Origin of the sequence: Chitinophaga sp. 30R24 (genome assembly GCF_049056765.1) — a bacterium.
Taxonomy (GTDB): domain Bacteria; phylum Bacteroidota; class Bacteroidia; order Chitinophagales; family Chitinophagaceae; genus Chitinophaga.
On record NZ_JBJGXX010000005.1, the window covers coordinates 189,382 to 211,574 of the forward strand.

Here is a 22,193-nt window from a genome sequence, read left to right on the forward strand (position 1 = left end):
GTTCCTATAGGGTGGTTGCTCTTCTGCATGCTATTTAGCAAAAGTTTGAAATAGTTTATTGAACCTTAACATTACTTAACACTTCTATAGGCCCATTGGGGATAATTTGCCGGCAAATAAGATTAATGTCGATAAATAGCGGTTTTCCGTAGATTACATTTTGTTATATGGCTGATACCTGCATTTATTCTGGCATCATTTACTGGCATAATTCATCGCCTGAAATTAAGGTAATTTTTTGCAAATTACATTCTAAAAAAAATGAATATACTATTTGCAGGTAAATTTGAAGCAGGGTATAACCGAACAAAAGTAATACTGGACGGCCTGGAGCAACTACCAGGAATACAGGTTTCTTTTTATAATTTCCGGGAACGGTCTAAGTGGAACCTTTTCGCTCTCCGTAAAGCATGTGCTGATGCAGATATTATTTTCCTGCCTTCGTTTACACATAAAGATGTAGCCTGGATAAAATTCTTCACCCGTACACCTGTTATCTTTGACCCCCTCATATCCCGTTATCTTACCAAAGTATTTGATTACAAACAGGTAAAGAAAAGATCGTTGCGTGGTTATAAAAACTTTTTAAAAGACAAGGTAGCTATGCACAAGGCCGATGTGGTATTATGTGATACGGCAGCGCACCGGAATTATTTCCATCAAACCTTCCAGGTACCACTCTCTAAACTGCAAGTAGTAGAGGTAGGCGTAAATACAACAGCCTTCCATCCCAACACCACTGCTGGCAGAACACAGCAACCATTCACCGTTGGGTTTTACGGCGGCTTTATTCCGTTGCAGGGCACCCGTTATATCATTGAAGCGGCCAATATCCTGAAAAATCACACAGATATACGTTTCCATCTTATCGGAGAAGGATTTGAATACAAACAGATGCGCCACCTTGCGGAAGTAACTTACGGCCTGCAGCATATTACCTTTAGTGGCTGGTGCAAATACGATGTATTAAACGAGGCCATTAACCAGTTTGATATTTGTTTGGGCATTTTTGGAGACGGGTTAAAAGCAGACCTGGTAATCCCTAACAAAATATACCACTATGCTGCTTTGCAAAAAGCCATCATTACTAAAGACACGCCTGCCATACACGAAATATTTATGCCCAACAAAAACATTGTTCTCACTAAAAACGATCCACAGGAAATTGCAGACCAAATCCTCCGGTTAAAAGCAAATGCAGTGCAACGCGAATCTATTGCGCAAATGGGGTATGAAATCATCACGAATACCTACAATCACAAAGTGATCGCACAAAAAGTAGTAGATATTGCACAAATGTTGTTATCAACCGATAAGCGCACGGGGTAATTTTTCAGATCTGCCCAAAGAGAGCTACAGGGAAGATCGTATATAAAATTATTATCAAAATACCCTTCATTATTTTAGATCTAAATCATAAATTCTTATTATTGCCTTATAAATCAAATACCTATGTTTAAAGCATTATTGTTAACTCTTACTGTACCTTGTTGTTTTTGCCAACTGCTTATTGCCCAAACCAATCACATTACTGATAACGGAAACATTGGCATCGGCATTACCTCACCACGTACCATGTTGGAGTTGTCGGGGAATTCGGTAGAGAGGAATGCCTCTCCTTTTATTACGCTCAATAACCGGGGCGCTAATACAACTTATGGTACCATACATGTATTAGGCGGTATACTGGGATCTGCCTACAGGGATATACGGGACCCGGCCTATGTAACAGGAATGTGGTTTGAGCGTTTACCCGCGGTTTCCGGCTTAAGTTCGGGGGGAGATATTGTTTTTGGCGCCACCACAGAACCGCTGTTATTAAGTGAAGCCCTACCGGCTGAACGGATGCGCATCACCTCAATTGGCAATGTGCTGATCGGTAAATCCACTCAAAATAACACGAAGTATAAACTGGATGTAGATGGAGTTGTACGTGCCAACCGGTTAGTAGTGAATGCCACGGGAGCGGATTTCGTATTTGATCCGGCTTATCCGCTGCTTTCCCTGCAGGCATTGGATAAATACGTACAGACGAATCGCCACCTGCCAGAAATAGCCCCCGCTGCACAAATGCAACAGGAAGGGTTGGATGTGGGCGACCATCAAATAAAATTATTGCAGAAAATAGAAGAGCTGACCCTCTATTTAATTGAGGTCAATAAAACACTTGAAAAACAACAAACCACTATTAACCAACTAACCAACCAGCTGGAAGCACTACAACAAAAAAAATAAAAGATGCTAAAATTTTCCTGCAAAAAAATTTGGGCAATTGATAAAATGATAGTTACCTTAGCGAACATACTCATATCGGATTCCTAACTAATTTACCAATAACCCTATCTTTAAATGACACGATTAACTATTTCTCTGTCTGACTTAATACTGCCCAATGGTGATGGAGGTACCACATTATAACAGATAGCAAAGCTATACTGGTCTTACCGGTAATCATAAAGACTCAAAATAACCGCTGGTGCAAATCACCAGGTAAATCCTATTACAAAACCCAAATCACCACTTGCTTATGGCAAAAGTACCCTCCGGCGTTCAACGTTGGACACGCGATTATGTGTTTGATAAGCCATGAGACAAGAGAAAGCGCTCGTTGGCCGCGCTTTGTTTAAATTGTTTACTACCTACGACAAGCCATGGTAGAGCAAAATTATGGCAACCCGGCAATACCCTCGGGGCTGCACAGTAACGGATATACTAATCAGACAAACGATTATTAGCCTCAGGATGACGGCTTCCTTATAATAAATGGCGCCCTATAAACGGCGCAAATCATGCTAAAGAAACTATTATGACGACAATTCCTTGTTAATAGGCCCGTAAGCTTATACAGGGAATTATTGCAGCTCATCAATAACATCCAACTGCTAAAAACAAGTAAGGGGTATACCTTCGGGCCTACCCCCTTTGATAATTTATTGCCAGCTCATAAAACCTTTGTAAGCAAAGTAAAGCAAAGCAAGATAAGATAGGTATTTGATCACCTTCTTCACTACTTTATAAATTTTAAATACCATCGGATGATCATCTGTTTTACTGAACGAATTTTTTGTTAGCTGCTCCATTGTTACCAGATTAAAATTGTTAAATAATTTTTTAATTGCGTTCATACAAAAGTAAAAAGGCAGCTTAGAGTAGGATTGTAAGAAAACGAAAGCAATAACGTCAATCAAGGTGCTAACTTCCATACTTGTAAGCAATAGTGAACGTCGCTTTATTTACCAGATTTAATTCAATCGGTGATATAACAACAATAGCGGCAAGATCCGTGTTAATTACCAGACCACGTATTCATTGGAATGGATTACAGGAGCATTCAATAATAGCTTACATCCTACTCCATAACATATTGGCCTCACTTCAAAAAATCATTATCCACCATCATAAAATCCAAATCAATGAGTAAAATCAAAGTGAAAGACGGTACTAAAATTTACTACAAAGACTGGGGAACAGGTCAACCACTCGTTTTTCATCATGGTTGGCCTTTGTGCGGAGACGACTGGGACGGGCAAATGATGTTTTTCCTGGAGCATGGATTCAGGGTTATTGCCCATGACCGCAGAGGGCATGGAAGATCCAGCCAAACTGCCAATGGTCATGATATGGATACCTATGCTGCAGATGTGGCGGAGCTTACACAGGCACTTGATTTAAAAGACGCTATACACATTGGTCATTCCACCGGCGGTGGAGAAGTGATCCGTTATGTTTCAAAATATGGGCAAGGTCGCGTAGCTAAAGCAGTACTCATCAGCGCGGTAACCCCGCTCATGCTACAAAGCGAAAACAACCCGGATGGCGTACCGCTATCCATCTTCGATGAAATACGCAAAGGCACCGCTACACAAAGACCACAATACTTTCAGGACTTCACTATTCCATTTTATGGATATAATCGTGACGGTGTAAAAATATCGCAAGGTGTTAGGGATAATTGGTGGCGCCAGGGCATGATGGGAGCCATAAAAGCACATTATGATTGTATCAAGGCTTTTTCAGAAACAGATTTTACAGAAGACCTTAAAAGTGTTGATATTCCTGTGCTGGTTATGCATGGCGAAGACGACCAGATCGTCCCGTATCCTATTTCCGGACTCAAGGCGGTTAAACTGTTGAAGAATGGAAAACTCATTTCATACCCAGGCTTTCCTCATGGCATGCCCACAACGGAAGCTGAAACAATCAATAAGGATCTCCTGGCTTTTATTCAATCTTAAACAACCGGAGAAATAATTCAACAGCAAGGTTAACCTGAATGAGCCGTGTGGCTTTGCTGAAGCCTTTCTCTTAGGCTTCAGCTTTTATTATGCCAACCAAACACAGCAATAATAAAAAGTAAGGCTTCATTTTTTGAATTTATTGTCAGGATGTTCTGATGAACCAATAGCAACATGGATGTTTCCGTGCACACTTATGGTAATGTCTCCCACAATCCACACATTTCCTGTACCCATTTTTACCCCTTTCATGATACTATACCATGATCTCTATATTACATTAGTAATCCGTACTATATATGACACAATCATCATTTTAAGTCGTCAATAAAATTTGAAATAGCTAACTGAACATTTCGAAAAAATATCCGTTTATCTATGTGGTTTATAAGTCATTACAAATAATTCAACAACACTGTCATGAAACTGGTATACTTATTCGCTGTATTTATACTGGCATTTAGCGTTTTACTCCAAAGATCTGATGGCACAAACCGAACATAGCATTGATTCCATTGATATTGCAATTAAGAAGGACCAGGCCAAATTTGAAACCATTTTCAGGGATATTCATCAGCACCCGGAATTGGGATTCCAGGAATTCAGGACTGCTCACAAAATAGCTACAGAATTAAGGAATTACGGCTATGACGTAAAGGAGAAAATTGGCACCACCGGGATAGCGGGAATAATGCGGAATGGCTCCAGCCCCATTGTAATGTACCGTGCCGATATGGATTGTAATGCTGTAAAAGAAACTACTGGTTTACCATATGCCAGTATAGACTCCGCCACTTTAGAAAACGGCAACAAAACGCCTGTAATGCACGCCTGTGGGCATGATGCGCACACAGCCTGGATGTTGGCTGTTGCTAAATTCTTTTCTGAACATAGAAGTTGGTGGCATGGAACAATTATTTTTATCGGGCAACCCGCAGAAGAGCCGATTCAGGGAGCAGAAGCAATGGTAAATGGCGGCTTATATACAGATTATAAAATTCCATATCCTACATATCTCTTTGGCATGCATACTGCTCCGATAAAAGTTGGGATGGCCACTGCCGCTGCAGGGGTAAGAATGGCAGGCACCGACCAATTAGATGTAACTTTTCATGGAATAGGCGGACATGGACCAACTCCCAACCTATGTAAAGTTCCCATTGTGATGGCTGCTGCAGCAATTATGCAATATCAATCAATTGTTAGCCGCGCCATTAACCCCAAGGATGCCGCTGTTATTACGGTTGGATCGGTCCAGGCAGGAATGGACAATAATGTGATTCCGTCTACTGCCCTGCTGAAGATAAATCTCCGGTGGTTTAAGAAGGAAGACAGGAATACGATGAAAAAAGGGATTGAGAGGATCAATGAAGGAATCGCCTATGCTTATAATCTACCAAAGGATAAATATCCCACCACAAAAGATAAAGGTTGGGCCCAACCTTTGGATAATGATTCCGCACTTACAAAAAGTGTAAATACCGCTTTAAAAGAGGTAGTAGACAGTGCACACTAACTGCTGGACGAAACAATACTGCCCTCCGTTATGGGCTCGGAAGATTTCCATCATCTGGTGATACACAATCCTAAATATGCTTATTGCTATGTACAGGTAGGTGTTGCCGAGCCTAAACGATTTAATGAATCATTTGCAGCAGGGAAATTGCCCTTTAATGCCCATAACGGAGATTTTGAAGTAGATATCAATGCTATCCCTTACGGGACCAAAGTTGGCATCGTTGCTATGCTAGCCATTTTTAATCATGGATAATACTAAAAGGTATTTTTAATCTCTCCTAATTACAGATCCGGATAATGTTCCCGGCGGAGCCCAGCCAGTTAGAAAAGCGCTTTAAAGTTGAAGTTAGGAGAGTGTATGTATGTTTTATTCTCCAAACATGGCCAGCATCTTATCTATTGCATTCTCCGCATGCATCCATTCGGTGTTCTCCAGCGATACTTTTGCCGCCTCCGAAGCCCGTATCCTCATCTGTTTTTCATAGGCGGAAATAGCCAACTGTATGTCGTTACATTCTTTATTGGTAAGGGCTTCGGCTAATTCGAGGGCATCAAGCATGGCCATATTTACCCCTTCTCCGGCAAAGGGCGGCATTAAGTGTGCAGCATCTCCCAACATGGTAAGGTTAGGTAAAGCTTCCCAGGTTTGGTCCAGGGGCATACTATATATCGGTCTTGGAAAAAAACTAGTGGTTACGTTTTCAAATAATTCGTGCCATATACTGTTCCATGCTGAAAAATCTTTTTTGAACCAATCGAGCACCTGTGCTTTATTGGAGAAATCTATCCTGCTATTATTTGCCCAATTTTCTTCCATTTTGGAAGTTGCATAAAAAGATAAACTGCCATCACCCTTTGAACTTACAATTAAACTTTTTTCACCCCCAAAAGCAAATATTTTTCCGCCCCTTAATAATTCGTGGATGTTAGGCGTTTTGATTTCAGCATCATATACATTTCCTTCCACACCCGTTACACCTGTATAAAAAGGTTTAACAGGTGTAATAAAAGGACGAATTTTAGAATTGGCACCATCTGCCCCTATTACGATATCTGCTATAGCCGTTTTGCCATTTTTAAATTCCAATTTCCATGTATTGCTGATTTGCGACATTGTCAAAAACTGGCTGTCCCAAACAACGGTGCCAGGTTGTAGGGAGTCCAACAAAATATTTCTCAATGGCCCCCGGTCAATTTCTGGTCTGAAATATTCATTGCCAAAATCTTCCTCTGGCTTCATATCATGATCGTCCCAAAAGATGCTTGCATGCTGGTCTACGATTCGCATTTTATCTGCACCAGGTCTATAATTCTTTTTAAAGGCATCCATTAACCCTGCTCCGGCTAATGCCTTTAAACCCGATTCTTCGTGCAGGTCAAGAGTAGCACCTTGTACTCTTACCTCTCTATTGACGTCTCTCTCATACACTTTTACATCAGCACCACTCATCTGCAAAAGTCTTGCAAGTGTTAGTCCACCGGGGCCGCCACCCACAATTGCTATTCTTTTATTTTTAATAACCATATTTGAGAATTTAACTTTGTTGCTCGTTTAGTGTAAGTAGACGATTGAGAAAAGAAAATAATCTACACTTTACTTTTTTTTTGAAATTTTTTACGGCCTAAGAGCAAACTTGACAGGTATAAACAAATAGGCGGCGCATCGCCGCTACTCATTTAATCGCCGTAATAAATTGGCATTGCATCTTTTCAAGCTACAGAAATTATTTTGAAATCTGTTTTTCCGCCTTACATTTGTTGTGTCCGTTATATATATCGACTTATATTCTTAAACAATTAACCTAAGCGTAACCCTCACTACTTTCATTTTACTTTTATGAACAGACCACTAATTACATTCGTTATTTCCGGAGTAATGTTAACTTCTGTACTCTCTTGCGAAAAAACCGGATTAACTACACATGTTGATACCCACAGCCCAAATCAACAAACCAGTGATGAAGTAAGGCCCAACCTCGCGGGAGGACATTTCAATGCCACGTACATTGATACGATCCATTACGCGACACCGCAATTGTATATCTTTAATGGTATACAGTATGCACGTTATGATGTATTAACCAATACATACAAAGGCATAAACACTATTGCCAATGGCTATCCCGGCGTTCCATTCACCAGCTTTGATGCCAGCTACGTGGACATCTGGCACTATGGTAACACAGCACAACTGTATATCTTTAGCGGCGATCAATATGCACGTTATGATATGACCACGAACCAATACAAGGGTGTTAATTCCATTGCCGATGGATATCCTGGTGTACCATTTACCAGCATCGATGCCTCTTACGTAGACGTATACGGCTATCCTGGTCACCCTAAGCTATATTTGTTCAGTAATAGCCAATATGCGAGATACGACATCCTCACCAATACTTATGAAGGTGTTGCCTCCATTAACAATTATCCAGGCATGCCATTTACCCGAATTGATGCTGCGTATATTGATAAATATCATTATAACGGCCAGCCACAATTATATATCTTCTCCGGTAATCAATACGCCAGATGGGATGTGCTGACAAATACTTACCAAGGCACCAATACCACTGCCAATGGATATCCTGGTGTTCCATTCTAAGTATTAATCAAACATAGTATATATAACGGCTAACCATCAAAGTCTGTTTTCCTTTTGGAAAGCAGACTTTGATGGTTAGCCCCATCTACACCTACGTCCCATTTAATAACCTGATCCCAGCAAACATTATAATGGGGTAATATACCTTCGCTTTAATTTTTTAATATTTTTTTAATCTCCATTATGATAATAATACATTTAACCCTAATTTAGCACCCGAATGTTCTTCATATTCAGAAGAATTATGAATGCCAAAGGAATAATCCTTATGTCCAACTGATTTCAATGCCAGATTACAAAACATTACACGCTATTCCTACTTCTGTTCTATTAAGCCAACAACAAACACTGGAAAGTAAAATCGTTAGAATAGTATCTAAATAAATAACCTACGAACTTAGATTATAAACTGAAAAACAGCTATCAATTATGAAAGTAACTGGCTTTACCTACATGCGCAACAGTTTCCTTTATGGCTACCCGGTAATTGAATCCATCAAATCAGTGCTACCCTTATGTGATGAATTCATAGCCGTGGTGGGAAAGAGTATTGATGGAACACGGGAAGCCATTGAAGCCATTGGCTCTCCAAAAATCAAGATTATAGATACTGAATGGGATCCACAACTCACGAGTGGCGGAAAGATTTTTGCACAACAAGCTAATATCGGCCTAAAGGCAGCTACTGGCGATTGGGCCTTCCATATACAATCCGACGAAGTAATCCATGAAGAAGATATTCCTGAAATCAGGCAAGCGCTTAAAGACAACCTCGATAATGAACAAATAGACGGATTTTTATTTAAGTACCTGCATTTTGTAGGAGATTACAAACATATTGGCACCACGCGGAAATGGCATAGTCAGGAAATCCGCATCTTGAGAAATAAGCCAGAGGTATTTTCTTACCGTGACTCACAGGGCTTTAGAAAATATAGCTCCGAGGATGCCTATAATAACGAAGAAAAAGGAGAAAAGCTCAAAGTAAAACGCTTAAATGCACGCATATTCCATTATTCCTATTGCCGGAATCCTTATTTATTGGGAGGAAAAGTAAAGAAATTTAAGAGTTACTACAATGCCAATAAGTCCAGTACACAGGACTATTACGACCAAAGCGAGCTTTTTGACTTTCATTCCGTTATTGACGTACTGTCTCCTTTTACTGGTACACATCCCGCCGTTATGCAAGAGCTCATTGCCAAACAAGATTGGGAATTTAAATATGATGCCAGCCGTGGATCATTTACCCCCCGGCACAAATTCCTTTATGAAGTAGAAAAAATTACGGGTTGGCGCATCGGTGAATACAAAAACTATAAACTAGTGAAATAAATATATTATCCTAAAAATAGGATACCAAACCCTTCAGGCGTCTTTATAAGGATACCTGAAGGGTATTTTTTACAGCCCATTTTACTCCGGGCATTTGGGCTGTATTTCCTTTTGTTTTACACACGACAGCACCATATCACGCTAACGTATATACGACCCTCCACCAACCTGTCAAGAAATATTCCTCTCCAACCCTGAATATTCGATAATATTGTTATGATCAAAACGAATGTATGGGCTATCATAAAACATTATCTGGCAGACAAGCGTTACTGCATATGGCTATTCCCCTCTTTTTGCTCACAACGTTTTCCAGCAGGTTACAAGCGCAAACACGGTTACAGCAATTCGACGACAACATACTGGAACATCTTGCAGCAGGAAGAACAAACGGCCAAACAGTCTTATGGAGAACAATATCCGACGCCAATAACTATGTTAATGTGGGCGCACCCGCGGCACTGCTGATCACAGGATTAATTAAAAATGATGCAAACATGAAGTATAACTCACTCTATATGGCCACTAGCGCAGTGGGTACAGAATTAATCAACCTACTGGTCAAAAAACTGGTAAAACGGCCACGTCCTTTCATTACCAATGTACATTTGGTACCGGTATATAAACCCGGTTCCTATTCTTTCCCGTCCGGTCATACTTCTTCTGCTTTCAGCACTGCCACTTCCTTATCCCGGGCTTATCCTAAGTGGTATATTATTGCGCCTTCCTTTTTATGGGCTGCTTCGGTTGGCTACTCCCGTATGTACCTGGGCGTTCACTATCCAACAGACGTTGCCGCCGGCGCTATCCTGGGTACAGGTACCGCATTGGCAACAGGGTTCCTAAGGCATTAAAAACAGGAATTGTATCTCTGTTAAATAAATATTATCTTGTAAGAGAACAAATGGATATGAAAAAACCACTTTACATGCGTAAAAAGTTCTTCGTATTAGGCCTAAGTTGTTTTATCACAATAGGAACTGTTGATGCCACCACCACATCAAGCAGCTGCTTATCCTCCACTACCCAAAAGTTAGCGGATGCCAAAAATCTGATAGGACGATGGGACCTCACCATCGACGAAAACGGGAAATCACTGCCTTCCTGGCTGGAAGTGAAGCTATCAGGCACACGTACACTGGTGGGATATTTTGTAGGAACTTCCGGTAGTGCTCGCCCCGTAGCCAAAGTAAATTTTAATAATGGAAATTTCAACTTTACGATCCCTCCACAATGGGAGAGCGGAGACCGGGATTTTGTTATTGAAGGCGCTTTAAGCGAAAGTGGTATACAAGGCACCATTACCACCAGTGAAGGCCAAACCTATCATTGGAAAGGCGTTAAAGCACCTGACTTGAAAAGAGCAGAAATACCGACATGGGGTAAACCTATCCAATTGTTTAACAGCAGAGACCTGACCGGCTGGAAAGCCACAGGTAACAATCAATGGGAAGTAAAGAACGGAGTGTTAACCAGCACCCATTCCGGCGCTAACTTATATTCTGAACAAACCTTTACTGACTTTAAATTACATGTAGAATTTAAATACCAGAAAAATAGTAACAGCGGCGTATACCTGAGAGGACGCTATGAGGTACAGATTGAAGACAGCCCCAATGAAGCCCATCCTTCCAGTGTATTATTCAGTGGTATATACGGCTTCTTACCCCCCTCTGAAATTGCAGCATTAGGGCCAGACAGATGGCAAACCTACGATATCACATTAGTGGGCAGAATGGTAACCGTAGTAGTCAATGGCAGAACGGTGATCAACAACCAGGAAATACCCGGTATTACCGGCGGCGCTATAGACAGCAACGAAGACGAACCAGGCCCCATTTACTTCCAGGGCGACCATGGCCCTATCGAATTCCGGAATATCGTTATTATACCAGTGGTAAATACTAAATAGGCCTGTATATCTTTTGTGAAGAGAGTGGGAGCATCACTGCTAAAATCGATCGCATGAAAATAGCTACTTATAACGTGAATGGTGTGAATGGACGGCTGCCAGTATTGCTCCGTTGGTTGGAAGAAACCACCCCGGATGTTGTTTGCCTGCAAGAATTAAAGGCACCCCAGGAAAAATTTCCGGCACAAGCGATACAGGATGCCGGATACCAGGCCATCTGGCACGGACAAAAGAGTTGGAATGGCGTAGCCATCCTCTCCCGGCGCCAGCTCCCCCAGGAGCTCAGGCGCGCACTGCCCGGCAACCCGGAAGATAGCCATAGCCGTTATATAGAAGCTATGATCGATGGCATATTGATTGGTTGTTTATACCTACCAAATGGCAACCCCGCCCCAGGACCTAAATTCGACTACAAACTCAATTGGTTTAAACGCCTGACCGCTCACGCTGAGACACTGATGGCCCAATCAACGCCAGTAGTCCTTGCTGGCGACTATAACGTGATGCCTACCGAAATAGACGTATACAAACCAGAACGCTGGGTAGATGACGCCTTATTCCGGCCGGAAGTGCGGGCTGCCTTTAAAGACCTCACCAACCAGGGGTGGACAGACGCCATCAGAAAACTATATCCGGAAGAAAAAATTTATACCTTCTGGGATTATTTCAGGAACGCTTATGAACGCGATGCCGGCTTGCGCATCGATCATTTCCTGCTAAGTCCCCAACTTGCTCCACGCCTCAAGGCCGCCGGCGTTGACCGCCACGTACGCGGATGGGAAAAAACCAGCGACCACGCACCGGTATGGATTGAGTTGGCTGATCGTTAAGATTTATCGCCGTACTACACATATAGAAATGGCAGGTGGATGAACCTTGCAAAATATAGCACCCCAGACAGTGGTAACAGCATGTAGATGCTAATCAATTTAGTACTATTTTTTGGCAGAAGAGGTAACAACTGGTAACTACGGATACTCTTGCCCGTTAAGATAGCTGCCCACTCATGCAGTTATTTAAACTGTCCTCCTTTATTTTTTTACAAATAAATTTCTTTTCCCCAGCCCCTTTTAATAATTTCTTAACATTATTATATTTCCTTTACAGTTTAATTCACAATGATACTCATATGAGCATGAACTTTAGATTGTGGAGTGCATGTGCTGCCCTCCTCTTTGTCGCTGCCTGTGCGAAGGATGGAATACACAAAGCTGCTCCTGTCACACCACAACAACCAGATACTGTCCGTGTAACACCACCGATAGATAATTCAGATAATGGAAGTTCTTTGTCCGACAACACTCACCTGTTGCTGGGTAACCCTACAGACGCACAAAGGAACCTGGTGTTCATCGAAAACTATCTGATGGACCAAAAGTATTTTGTAGAATCGTATAGTAAAAACCGTGGTATTCCTGTTTGGGTAGGTTGGCACCTGCAATCTGAGGATGTAGGCAGTGCTGGCCGCTCCGACAACTTCCGTCCAGATCCTAGCCTCCCTTCCGGCTGGTATCAAGTAAGCGACAAAAGCTATAACGGCGCTGTAACCGGTTTCGACAGAGGCCACAATTGCCCTTCCGGCGACCGTACCGCTGATGCTACTGCCAATAATACTACGTTCCTAATGACCAATATGATTCCGCAGGCGGCTACCTTAAACCAAGGCCCCTGGGAAGGATTAGAAGATTATGTACGCAATACCCTTGTTAGTACTGGCAATGAGGCTTATATTATTATGGGCTCTTATGGTAGAGGAGGACGAGGTTCCGGACAAACTAACTTTGCTGAAATACTGGATAATGGCAATGTTACGGTACCACAGCAGGTATGGAAAGTAGTAGTAATACTACCTAAAGGCAACAACGACCTTTCCCGCGTGGATGCCAATACTATTGTACTGGCGGTAAATATGCCAAATGACAATAGCTTATACAGCCTTTCCGGCACTGGTAAAACTGCCTGGAAGAACTACCTGTGCACAGTAAACGACCTGGAAACCAAGGTAAACGCCAGCATTCAGGCACAAGGCCTGAAACTGGACCTGTTCAAGAATGTTCCGGCTACCGTTCGCGCGCAATTGAAAAGCAAACTATTCCAATAATATTTACCCTCACCACAATTTAAAAAGGTCTGGAACATATATGTTCCGGACCTTTTTAATATATGCTCTTCCGTGGTAATTAAACAGGCAAATCTTACTGCGTCCGAAATACCCGGCCGGCCCTCCCCCTAACGCTGTTTTCAGTCGTTCATTCTACAGACAATAAAAGCCCATGCAAAACATTTTGAGCAGGAGTTAAACCAGTTCCTCTACTTATGACCTCATCGCAACATGAAAAGGAGGAAGTATCAAAAAAATCAATGACTTACTATAACATCTGGTACTGAATAAAAAGAGGCTATCTCAACAATATGAGATAGCCTCTTTTCAATATATATCCCTGCCAGTAATTACTGCCAGGTAAATTTCACGTCATCTATAGCAGTAGATGCTCTGTTACCGCTAGGACCAGTAGCCGCAGTGTACGTAACGATACGAATGTATACTTTACCGCTAATATTATTCAGCGCGCTGCCAAAATCAACGGTGATCGTATTATTAGTAAAGGCAGCATTACCAGTAGTCAGTGTACCGGTAGCATTAGCATTTATAAAAGCAGTTGGATTGCTGCCAGTAGCATAATCCACTAACCAGGTAGTAATTCTTGGGCTTTTAGCATCAAGAGACTGTAACTGGAAGGTCATTTTCAGGTTAGATTTACCTGTAGTATTATCGATTTCAAAAACAAAACCAGCATTGGCATCTACACCGGCCGTCTGACGTAAGCCTAATGCACGGTTCGTAGAAGCAGATTGCGCAGCAGCATCGCTATTGGCATCAAGGCTTGCATCTTGTGCAGAAGCAAAGTTTTTATACCCAAAACTAGTCTCAGTCCAAGCAATCTTAGCTGACTTAAAAGTAGTATCCCTACCTAAGCCACTAATCGTAGCAGCTGCCTTAACGGTTACGCCTGCTGGTAAACCACTATCCAGGTTATCGAAGTTGATCACATAAGGAGAGGTGGTAAGTACGATATTGCTGGCAACAGGCGCTTCACTACCACCACCTTTCACGTCATCGGATGCACGAAGACCTAATTGTACAGTAGTATCAGTAGCAGCTGCTGGTTTATATACGGATACATAACCTGTAACAGAAGTAACTGCGCCTTTATTCACTGTAATACCTGCAACAGTTCTTACAAAGCTTACGATATTACCGGTAGTAGCATCTGTAATGGTGTAGTTAATACCAGAACCACTATTATCACCTGAGGTAATGTTAGCATCTTTGATAGTTACCAGGGTAGATGACCAGGCTGTTTTATGGGCAATGATATCTTGAACAGTAGCTATTCTTGGTGTAACAGCACCGGTACCATTGGTTACTACTTTATCAACAGTCAGTCCGCTCAGTTCCAGATCACCATTGTAAGGTGCCAGTTTTCCACCTGAAGCATTGATGTTCACTACGGTACCAACAGGGTAAACAGGAGATCCCTGTGCAGCGTACAGGATAATACCAGCGCTATTGTCTGCCTGAGCAATTCTGTAGTTACCAGCAGCTTCGTTGCTGCTGTTAGAAACAACTATACCAGTGATAGTAGTACCTTGTGGCACTACCAGATCAGTACCTTTATATAAAGCTCTCAGGGCTGCAATCGTCATTGGAGCGCCTGTTGCACCATCGCAACGGGTACCGGTCATATCGCGTAAATCGGATGTATCGCGGATAACGAACTGGTTGGTGGTATTGAAGATCGTGTAGATACCAGTGATATCACCTTTACCTTGTGCTACTTTTACACCTGCGAAGCTGGCATAGCTGCTGGTGCGTAATACCAGGCTACCATTGTCGCAGTTCTGCAGGTTGATATTTACGTTCGCAATAGCTTTGGTAGAATCTGCGTAGGTTTTAGTCAGATCACTATTCGCTACCTGCATAGCTTTCAGCTTTACCAGCATATTCTGGTATTTCTGACTCAACTGTGCTACAGTAAGTTCTATTGGTACTACTGTGTTACCAGCGCTACCTCCTACCAGGAAGGAATCAATTACCGCCTGAGGAATACGTACTGGCTCGTTCTGGTCGTTTTTACCCAAACCCAGTTCCAGCAAACCACCATAAGCGCCGATGGTCAAGCCTTTAGCCTTTACAAATACTTTACGGCCAACAGGAAATTTTGCGCTCAAGCTGGAAGCGTCTAATTGGATGTTGATACCGGCAGTGCTATCTTGGATAACAATCTGCTTGTATAAGTTACCGGATTTATCATCTCCAATTACTATACCTGAGATCACCATATTATCGGTAATAACTACCGGACTTCCTTTATACAATGCCTGTAAATCGGCAATACTGGCAGTTACTTTAATATTAGGATCACCACTGTTATAAGGAGGCTCATCAAAAGTCTTTTTACATGCGGTGATAGACAGGGCTAACAATAATGCACCCCCGGAAAACCTTACGAATTGCTTACACAATTTGTTCATCGGATTTATTATTTAATGCTTGTGATATACGTTTATTGAATACGTGTGCAATGCACGGATTATAATCTTAAACCAACACTTACAAAGTAATTCAGGCCATAGGCATAGTAGTACTTCGCAGGGAATTTGTTGACATTTTTATCGGTGTAATCGAAGCGCAACTGTTCAAACCCACCGGTGATCATTTTCTTGTTATCCAGCAGATTGTTGATACCTGCGGTGAGTACCAGGGAAGATTTGATTCTACCGGTATTCAGTTGGAAGGTTTTACCACCATAGATGTCTACAGTATATTGAGATGGCAGTTGTTCCTGTGCGAGGATGCTTTTCCAGATATCAGAACCTGGCTTCACTCCTGCGGTAGCACGTTCTGTACGTCTGATAGGATTCATATCCACCCACATCTGATCAAAATAATTGAAGTTCAGGTTAGCAAACCAAGACTTCTTACCCTGATAATTCAGACCAACGGTATATGCTTCCTGTGGAGTTTGACCAACGCGGTAGTTCTTAGCGTATACTGTTTCGTTAGCAAGGATAGCAGAGCTGTTATCTACAGTTACTACTGCGTTCTGACGGGTGTTATAGTAATAACGGCCTATGTTGGCAGCAGCTTTAAGACTCAGGCCTTTATAAATAGGCGCTTCCAACCCAATTTCAATACCGTAATGCTCTTTACCTACATTAGACAGTGCATAGTTAACGAAGTTCTGGTAACTGTCATCGTAATAGCTCAATACATCCATACCATTTTTGAAATTGGTATAGTAACCATTGAGACGGAACTTCAGTTTCTCCCAGTTCAATACATAACCGGCTTCCACATCCATTACCTCTTCGGAACGCAGACCATTCTGAACAGTATTGCGGTTACGTGGAGAAATAAATACATTCTCTACGAAAGGCGCCCTGGTTGAATATGAAGCATTGGCAAAGAAGTAGTTACGGCCATCCAGTTTGTAAGTAAGACCACCTTTAACACCATAGTTGTTAAAAGTATATACGTTTGATTTTCCTTTTGAGTTATCAGGATACAAGCCATTTCTTACATTACCGGTTCTCCACATAGAAGTGTAGGAATAATTAGCGGCGATGAAGAAGTCTACGTGGTTATACTTAAACTGGGTTTGCGCGAAAGCACGGGCTTCGTTTAATGTTAGCGTATAGTCGTAACCGAAATGATCGTCTTTCTTGAGCAGGCGGTTAGGATTATCCAAATCGTTCTGGTTGATCAGGCCGTTACCAGGGAAATCCCTTTCAGCAAACTGGTTCAGGTTAATGAAGTAATCACCACCCAGCAGATCATTTACCCTTTCGAAGTTATGATCCTGTTGTGTGCTATAGGAAACGCCGGCAGTGAGGTCGATGTTGTTCCTCAATGCATTGTTATAAACGGTGTTGAAGTTACCCTTCTGGGTATTGGTTACCCTATCCTCCAGGATATAACGGGAAAGCGAGCCTGGCATTCCTTTTATGGCGCCGATATTATGACGGTTTACATCATACAGATTGTCCCATCTAACCTGACGATAGTTTACATCGTTAGAATAGAGGTTGGTGAGCAGTTGTTTAGTAGCATCATCCGTAGCATAGCTGGGGAGATTGCGGTAGTAGTCTGGTCTCGGATCTGGTGCATTATACCAATCCAACACAGTACGGGCACGTTCTCCAAAGTTATAGGATACACTAGACATCAGACTGCTCTTGTCGTTAATCGTCCACTCGTGGTTAAGGATAAAGTAAGGCTGGTAGCTGGTAGTATAGTTAGCGCTACGTTTCTTACCCTGTTGATAGCCCCAGGAAGGGTTATAGAAATTGGTGCCGGCCAAATCATACATTTCCTGTGTAGCAGCCGTTTGCCCACCGGTTACAGTAGGCGTACCAAAGGTGGTAAACGATAATAAGTGGTGTTTATTAATTTTTTTGTCGATAGACGCAAAGTAGGAAGCACCATTATAAAAAGTACCGTCTACGTATCCTTCTCCTGCATAGCGGAAAGATCCGGCAACAGAGAAAGCCCAACCATTAGACAACATGCCGGAAGACCAGCTAGCCATCACACGGTTGTTATAATTACGGTTAGATTGCGCATAACTTACACTTAGCTCTTTACGCTGTTTGGAAGCGCGGGTATCAATGTAGTTGGCGCCGCCGATGTCGCCGTAGGCAAAATCTATAGGTCTCAAACCATTGCTGGTCACCCTGCTGCGCATTACATCATTCAAACCACCCCACAAACTCCAGGCAGTATAGCCATTAGTGAGGTTCTTTACGGGCGCACCGTTGATATAAGTATCAAAATAGGAAGCATCATAACCTCTCAGCTTGAACCTGGCTGCATTAAAGTTAAATACTCCTGAGTAATAAGGATCGCGACCTCCATAAAGAATGGACGAAATACTTTGTCCGGATGACCCAACATTATTGTCGGCGTCATTCTCGTCTAAAACTACTACTGGGATGTTACTCTTGATGTCATCTTTCAGCTCCTGTGTTACTACGCTGTCTTTTTTTATTTGCGCAAAAGCAGCTGGGGCAACAAGCACAAGGCCGATCCCGGCAAATAGTTTCTTTGAAAAAAACCTAGCAGATCTATTCATGCATTAATAGTTTGAACAACTCTTGTTATATATGGGCATTATCGCTGTGTGAATGTAAATTGGTTGTCATTCGTATAAGGATAATCGTTAAAAAGTGGCGGATTAATAGTGGTCGCTTGGTTTACAGGCTTGACACCTTCTAAATCACAACAAAAATATAAAAGGCTAATTGAAAAATACTATTATCATAATATTAATTCTCAACAATCGGTCTCCTATTTTTATTTAGTCCCTTGCGCAAGCCATATATTTTTACGAAGTTAGCGGCGCGTTTAATCAGCAGCGTTAGTAAGATCATGCAAATAAAAAAACTATTATTAGGCCTGCTCCTCACTTTTTGTAATGCCCATACCTATGCACAGGCAAAACAATACAAGGTAGTAAACATCGGATTCTATAACCTGGAGAACTTCTACGATACCCTCCACCAGGAAGGGGTTAACGACTATGAATTCCTCCCCAGCGGAAAGAAAAGGTATACCGGAGCAGTATACCTGGAAAAAGCCAATCACCTGGCTTCCGTTATCCACGACATGGGTACCAATATCTCCCCTGAAGGGCTTACCGTATTGGGAGTGTCCGAAATTGAAACCAGGGGAGTACTTGAAGAACTAACCAACAATCCATTACTAAAAGACCGGCATTACCAGATCGTTCACTATAACTCCCCCGACGTACGTGGAGTAGATGTGGGCCTCCTGTATAACCCGGCGCATTTTACAGTAATAGACAGCCGTCCTTTACACGTAGACCTGCCGCCAGATCCGGATGGGTATCGCCATAAAACCCGCGACGTATTGTGGGTAAAAGGTAGCCTAGACGGACAAATCATGCATATTTTCGTAAACCACTGGCCTTCCCGTTTGGGTGGAGAAGCCGCCTCTGCTCCTAACCGTGCCGCCGCTGCTACGGTATGCCGCAAAATGATCGACTCTATCTACCAACAAGAACCAGATGCCAACGTTGTGGTAATGGGCGACCTTAACGATAATCCTACCAATGAAAGCATTACCAAAGTGCTGAAAGCTGGTGGTAATCCAGAGAAGCTGAAAGCTCAGGAGCTCTATAATCCCTGGGTAGCTTATTATAATAAAGGTATTGGTACACTCGCCTACCAAGACGCCTGGGCTTTATTTGATCAGATTATGGTCTCCCAACACCTGCTGGAAAAGAAAGATGACCAGTTTCATTTTTACAAGGCCAATATCTTCAAAAGGGATGATATGATACAATCGTCCGGTAAGTATAAAGGCTATCCGAAACGTACCTACGATTTCGATAACTATGCAGGTGGCTTTAGCGACCACTTCCCTACCTTTATTACCTTTATCAAGGCATTATAATTTATTCGTTCACCCAGGTTATTTATTACCCTGGGTGAACGAATAAAAATTCCCCCGGCTGATTCTTTGTATCAAAAAGAAATGAAAACGCAGATCAGTCTTCTGCTACTGACTTACCTTTCTGCTCGCTCTGGGCATTATATTTATAGGCATCCAGTTTACTGTAGCGCCCAATATTGGCGCCAAAGGCTTTGGCATCAAGTTATTCAGCAACGCCGATAGTTTATTTACTCACTACCCTTTCTGCCCTGAAGTTGCCATTAGGCTGGGTAGAGATCAGCGCTACCACCTGTTGCTGGTTATCCCGCACAAATTTTATTTTGAAGTCCTTCAGTTCTTTAATATGGAACTGATCCATATCGAGTGCTTCTAGCGTGTATATAGGCTGACCAGGTACAATCAGGTGCAATATTTTACCATCGGATAGTTTCACAGCGAGGGTCATCTCACCAATCTTGTACGTGCCAACGTATTGTTCCAATGTGGCAACGGGTATGGCTATACTTTTAAGCATCCGGTTAAATATAGTGGGCTGGGAAGCAGGATCGTAAGAGAAACTTAAATGATCGATATCACCGATATTGTTCATCAGAAACTGTAATTTCACCGATGACTTTTCAGTGGTATCGATTCCTGTATCTTCCACTTCATAGGGAGAAAAGATATCATAATTTTGGTGCTCCAGGTACCAAACATCATAAGGGAAACGGGCGAAAAGAGAATCTCTTTGCACCATTACTTCAAAACTGCCCAAAAGGTCATTAGTGAACACTCCTGCAAAATCTGCCAGCGGATGGGTAATCGGATGCACAACAGCTGAATCTTTAATGCGTTTGATCTCTTCATCTTTCCCGGGCGCCTCCTTTTTGGGCTTATCATTATTCACTATACCCAACAGCTTATCAGACAAGGCATTAATAACTTTAGTAGGAATAGGGGAATTATGCTGATTGCTCAGTACAACAATGCCAATACTGTCTGTAGGATAAAAAGTAGTAAGCGCAGAAAAGCCATCTATATTACCGCCATGCTCTACCCGGTAATGGCCATGGTAAGAAAACATCATCCAGCCCAATCCGTAATTGGCAAATTGTATATCCGGCTTTGCTGCAGACGGGAACCCTGCATCGATCACCATTTGCGAGGAAATAGCTTCCTTTACATAATCGGATGGGATAATCTCTTTACCATTGTATGTTCCCCCGTTTATCCAGGTGATCAGCCATTTAGACATATCAGTAACGCTGCTGTTAATAGCGCCCGCCGGCCCCATAGCTCCCAGATAATGGTATTTCCGTAACTTAATATTCTTATTCTTATCAAGAATATACCCTAATGAAGGTTCAGTACCTGCCGCCAGCGCTGCAATATCCAGGGAAGAGTGATCCATGCCCAACGGTTTAAAGAACTGGCTAACAATATTTTGTTCCCAGGACTGACCGGTTATCTGTTCCGCAGCCATCCCCTGTACCATAAACATAAAGTTATTGTACTGCCAGCGCATACGCAATGGGGCGCTGGGTTCCATATAGTGCATACGTTTGAGTAAAGTATCCCTGGATGCGGTGGTAAATAGATACCAGGCAAAATCATAACGGGCAAAACCTGTGCGGTGACACATCATATCCCGCAAAGTAATTTCATGATTCAGATCCGGGTTTATAAAGTCCAGGGCAGGCACATAAGTAGTAGCTGGCTTATCAAAATCTACTTTGCCCTGCTTACGCAGGTTACCTAACAAAGCACCTGTAAATGCCTTGGTACAAGACCCAATGGCAAACTGCGTATTAGGCGTTACCGGTAGTTTATTGGCAAGATCGCGGTAACCATATCCCTTAGAGAATATCACCTGCCCCTTTTCCACTACGGCAACGGCAAAACCGGCGCCATGCTCCTGTTGCAAGATACGCGTTAAGGTAGTATCTATATTACCCAGCTTATTGCCCTTTACGGATACCTGTGCCTGAGCACCTGCCATTATTATCAGGCAGCACAAACAGCTAAACCACTTGTTGATCAATGTTGTCATACTTGATTATTACTGAAACTAAATTGAGGCAATAAGGTCTTTTAACAAACAGGTTAGGGATACCATATCGATAAAAACAA

At 42.3% G+C, this 22,193-nt stretch carries 17 protein-coding genes; 12 read left to right on the forward strand and 5 right to left on the reverse strand.

Features of this window, described 5'->3' with window-relative positions; all coding sequences use genetic code 11:
* Window positions 1-261: 261 nt before the first annotated feature.
* Both ACDQ55_RS14025 and ACDQ55_RS14030 read left to right on the forward strand, forming a co-directional pair.
* Window positions 262-1,329: a glycosyltransferase gene (locus ACDQ55_RS14025; protein ID WP_420982030.1), complete on the forward strand. Its 1,068-nt coding sequence runs from the start codon at window positions 262-264 to the stop codon at window positions 1,327-1,329.
* 123 nt (window positions 1,330-1,452) lie between these two features.
* Window positions 1,453-2,235, forward strand: coding sequence for a hypothetical protein (locus ACDQ55_RS14030; protein WP_420982031.1), 783 nt, complete (start codon window positions 1,453-1,455; stop codon window positions 2,233-2,235).
* Between the two features lie 695 nt (window positions 2,236-2,930).
* Here the strand turns inward: ACDQ55_RS14030 and ACDQ55_RS14035 are convergent.
* Window positions 2,931-3,080 (reverse strand): hypothetical protein, encoded by a 150-nt coding sequence (locus ACDQ55_RS14035; protein ID WP_420982032.1) that lies wholly within the window; start codon window positions 3,078-3,080, stop codon window positions 2,931-2,933.
* Window positions 3,081-3,413: 333 nt separating this feature from the next.
* On the opposite strand from ACDQ55_RS14035, the gene ACDQ55_RS14040 reads away from it, so the two are divergent.
* The 3 genes from ACDQ55_RS14040 to ACDQ55_RS14050 all read left to right on the forward strand — a co-directional run bounded on the left by ACDQ55_RS14040 (window position 3,414) and on the right by ACDQ55_RS14050 (window position 6,006).
* Complete coding sequence (locus ACDQ55_RS14040) at window positions 3,414-4,235, forward strand: alpha/beta fold hydrolase (protein WP_420982033.1); 822 nt, start codon at window positions 3,414-3,416, stop codon at window positions 4,233-4,235.
* Window positions 4,236-4,719: 484 nt separating this feature from the next.
* On the forward strand, window positions 4,720-5,751 hold the full coding sequence (locus ACDQ55_RS14045; RefSeq protein ID WP_420982034.1) for an amidohydrolase: 1,032 nt from the start codon (window positions 4,720-4,722) through the stop codon (window positions 5,749-5,751).
* A gap of 30 nt (window positions 5,752-5,781) precedes the next feature.
* The gene (locus ACDQ55_RS14050) at window positions 5,782-6,006 is read left to right on the forward strand and encodes a hypothetical protein (protein WP_420982035.1); all 225 of its coding nucleotides are present in this window, start codon (window positions 5,782-5,784) and stop codon (window positions 6,004-6,006) included.
* A gap of 114 nt (window positions 6,007-6,120) precedes the next feature.
* On the opposite strand, the gene ACDQ55_RS14055 is transcribed toward ACDQ55_RS14050, so the two are convergent.
* The gene (locus ACDQ55_RS14055) at window positions 6,121-7,278 is read right to left on the reverse strand and encodes an FAD-dependent oxidoreductase (RefSeq protein ID WP_420982036.1); all 1,158 of its coding nucleotides are present in this window, start codon (window positions 7,276-7,278) and stop codon (window positions 6,121-6,123) included.
* Between the two features lie 312 nt (window positions 7,279-7,590).
* Here ACDQ55_RS14055 and ACDQ55_RS14060 point away from each other — a divergent pair, with 312 nt between their 5' ends.
* The 6 genes from ACDQ55_RS14060 to ACDQ55_RS14085 all read left to right on the forward strand — a co-directional run bounded on the left by ACDQ55_RS14060 (window position 7,591) and on the right by ACDQ55_RS14085 (window position 13,706).
* Window positions 7,591-8,358, forward strand: coding sequence for a hypothetical protein (locus ACDQ55_RS14060; protein ID WP_420982037.1), 768 nt, complete (start codon window positions 7,591-7,593; stop codon window positions 8,356-8,358).
* 429 nt (window positions 8,359-8,787) lie between these two features.
* The gene (locus tag ACDQ55_RS14065; RefSeq protein ID WP_420982038.1) at window positions 8,788-9,693 is read left to right on the forward strand and encodes a glycosyltransferase; all 906 of its coding nucleotides are present in this window, start codon (window positions 8,788-8,790) and stop codon (window positions 9,691-9,693) included.
* A gap of 233 nt (window positions 9,694-9,926) precedes the next feature.
* Window positions 9,927-10,547 carry a phosphatase PAP2 family protein gene (locus tag ACDQ55_RS14070; RefSeq protein WP_420982039.1) on the forward strand — a complete coding sequence of 207 codons (621 nt, stop codon included), beginning with the start codon at window positions 9,927-9,929 and terminating at the stop codon, window positions 10,545-10,547.
* Window positions 10,548-10,621: 74 nt separating this feature from the next.
* Complete coding sequence (locus tag ACDQ55_RS14075) at window positions 10,622-11,605, forward strand: 3-keto-disaccharide hydrolase (RefSeq protein ID WP_420982040.1); 984 nt, start codon at window positions 10,622-10,624, stop codon at window positions 11,603-11,605.
* 53 nt (window positions 11,606-11,658) lie between these two features.
* Window positions 11,659-12,435, forward strand: coding sequence for an exodeoxyribonuclease III (gene xth / locus ACDQ55_RS14080; RefSeq protein ID WP_420982041.1), 777 nt, complete (start codon window positions 11,659-11,661; stop codon window positions 12,433-12,435).
* A gap of 305 nt (window positions 12,436-12,740) precedes the next feature.
* Window positions 12,741-13,706 carry a DNA/RNA non-specific endonuclease gene (locus ACDQ55_RS14085; RefSeq protein ID WP_420982042.1) on the forward strand — a complete coding sequence of 322 codons (966 nt, stop codon included), beginning with the start codon at window positions 12,741-12,743 and terminating at the stop codon, window positions 13,704-13,706.
* A gap of 350 nt (window positions 13,707-14,056) precedes the next feature.
* Here ACDQ55_RS14085 and ACDQ55_RS14090 read toward each other — a convergent pair whose 3' ends face one another.
* Entirely contained in the window at window positions 14,057-16,141 is a 2,085-nt protein-coding gene (locus tag ACDQ55_RS14090; RefSeq protein ID WP_420982043.1) for a DUF5689 domain-containing protein, read from the reverse strand.
* Between the two features lie 59 nt (window positions 16,142-16,200).
* A complete protein-coding gene (locus ACDQ55_RS14095; RefSeq protein WP_420982044.1) occupies window positions 16,201-18,741 on the reverse strand; it encodes a TonB-dependent receptor in 2,541 nt (846 codons plus the stop codon).
* Window positions 18,742-19,037: 296 nt separating this feature from the next.
* Between ACDQ55_RS14095 and ACDQ55_RS14100 the strand changes: the two genes are divergently transcribed.
* Entirely contained in the window at window positions 19,038-20,084 is a 1,047-nt protein-coding gene (locus tag ACDQ55_RS14100) for an endonuclease/exonuclease/phosphatase (RefSeq protein WP_420982045.1), read from the forward strand.
* 223 nt (window positions 20,085-20,307) lie between these two features.
* Here ACDQ55_RS14100 and ACDQ55_RS14105 read toward each other — a convergent pair whose 3' ends face one another.
* Window positions 20,308-22,113, reverse strand: a complete 1,806-nt coding sequence (locus tag ACDQ55_RS14105; protein WP_420982046.1) for a serine hydrolase — start codon at window positions 22,111-22,113, stop codon at window positions 20,308-20,310.
* Between the last annotated feature and the right edge of the window lie 80 nt (window positions 22,114-22,193).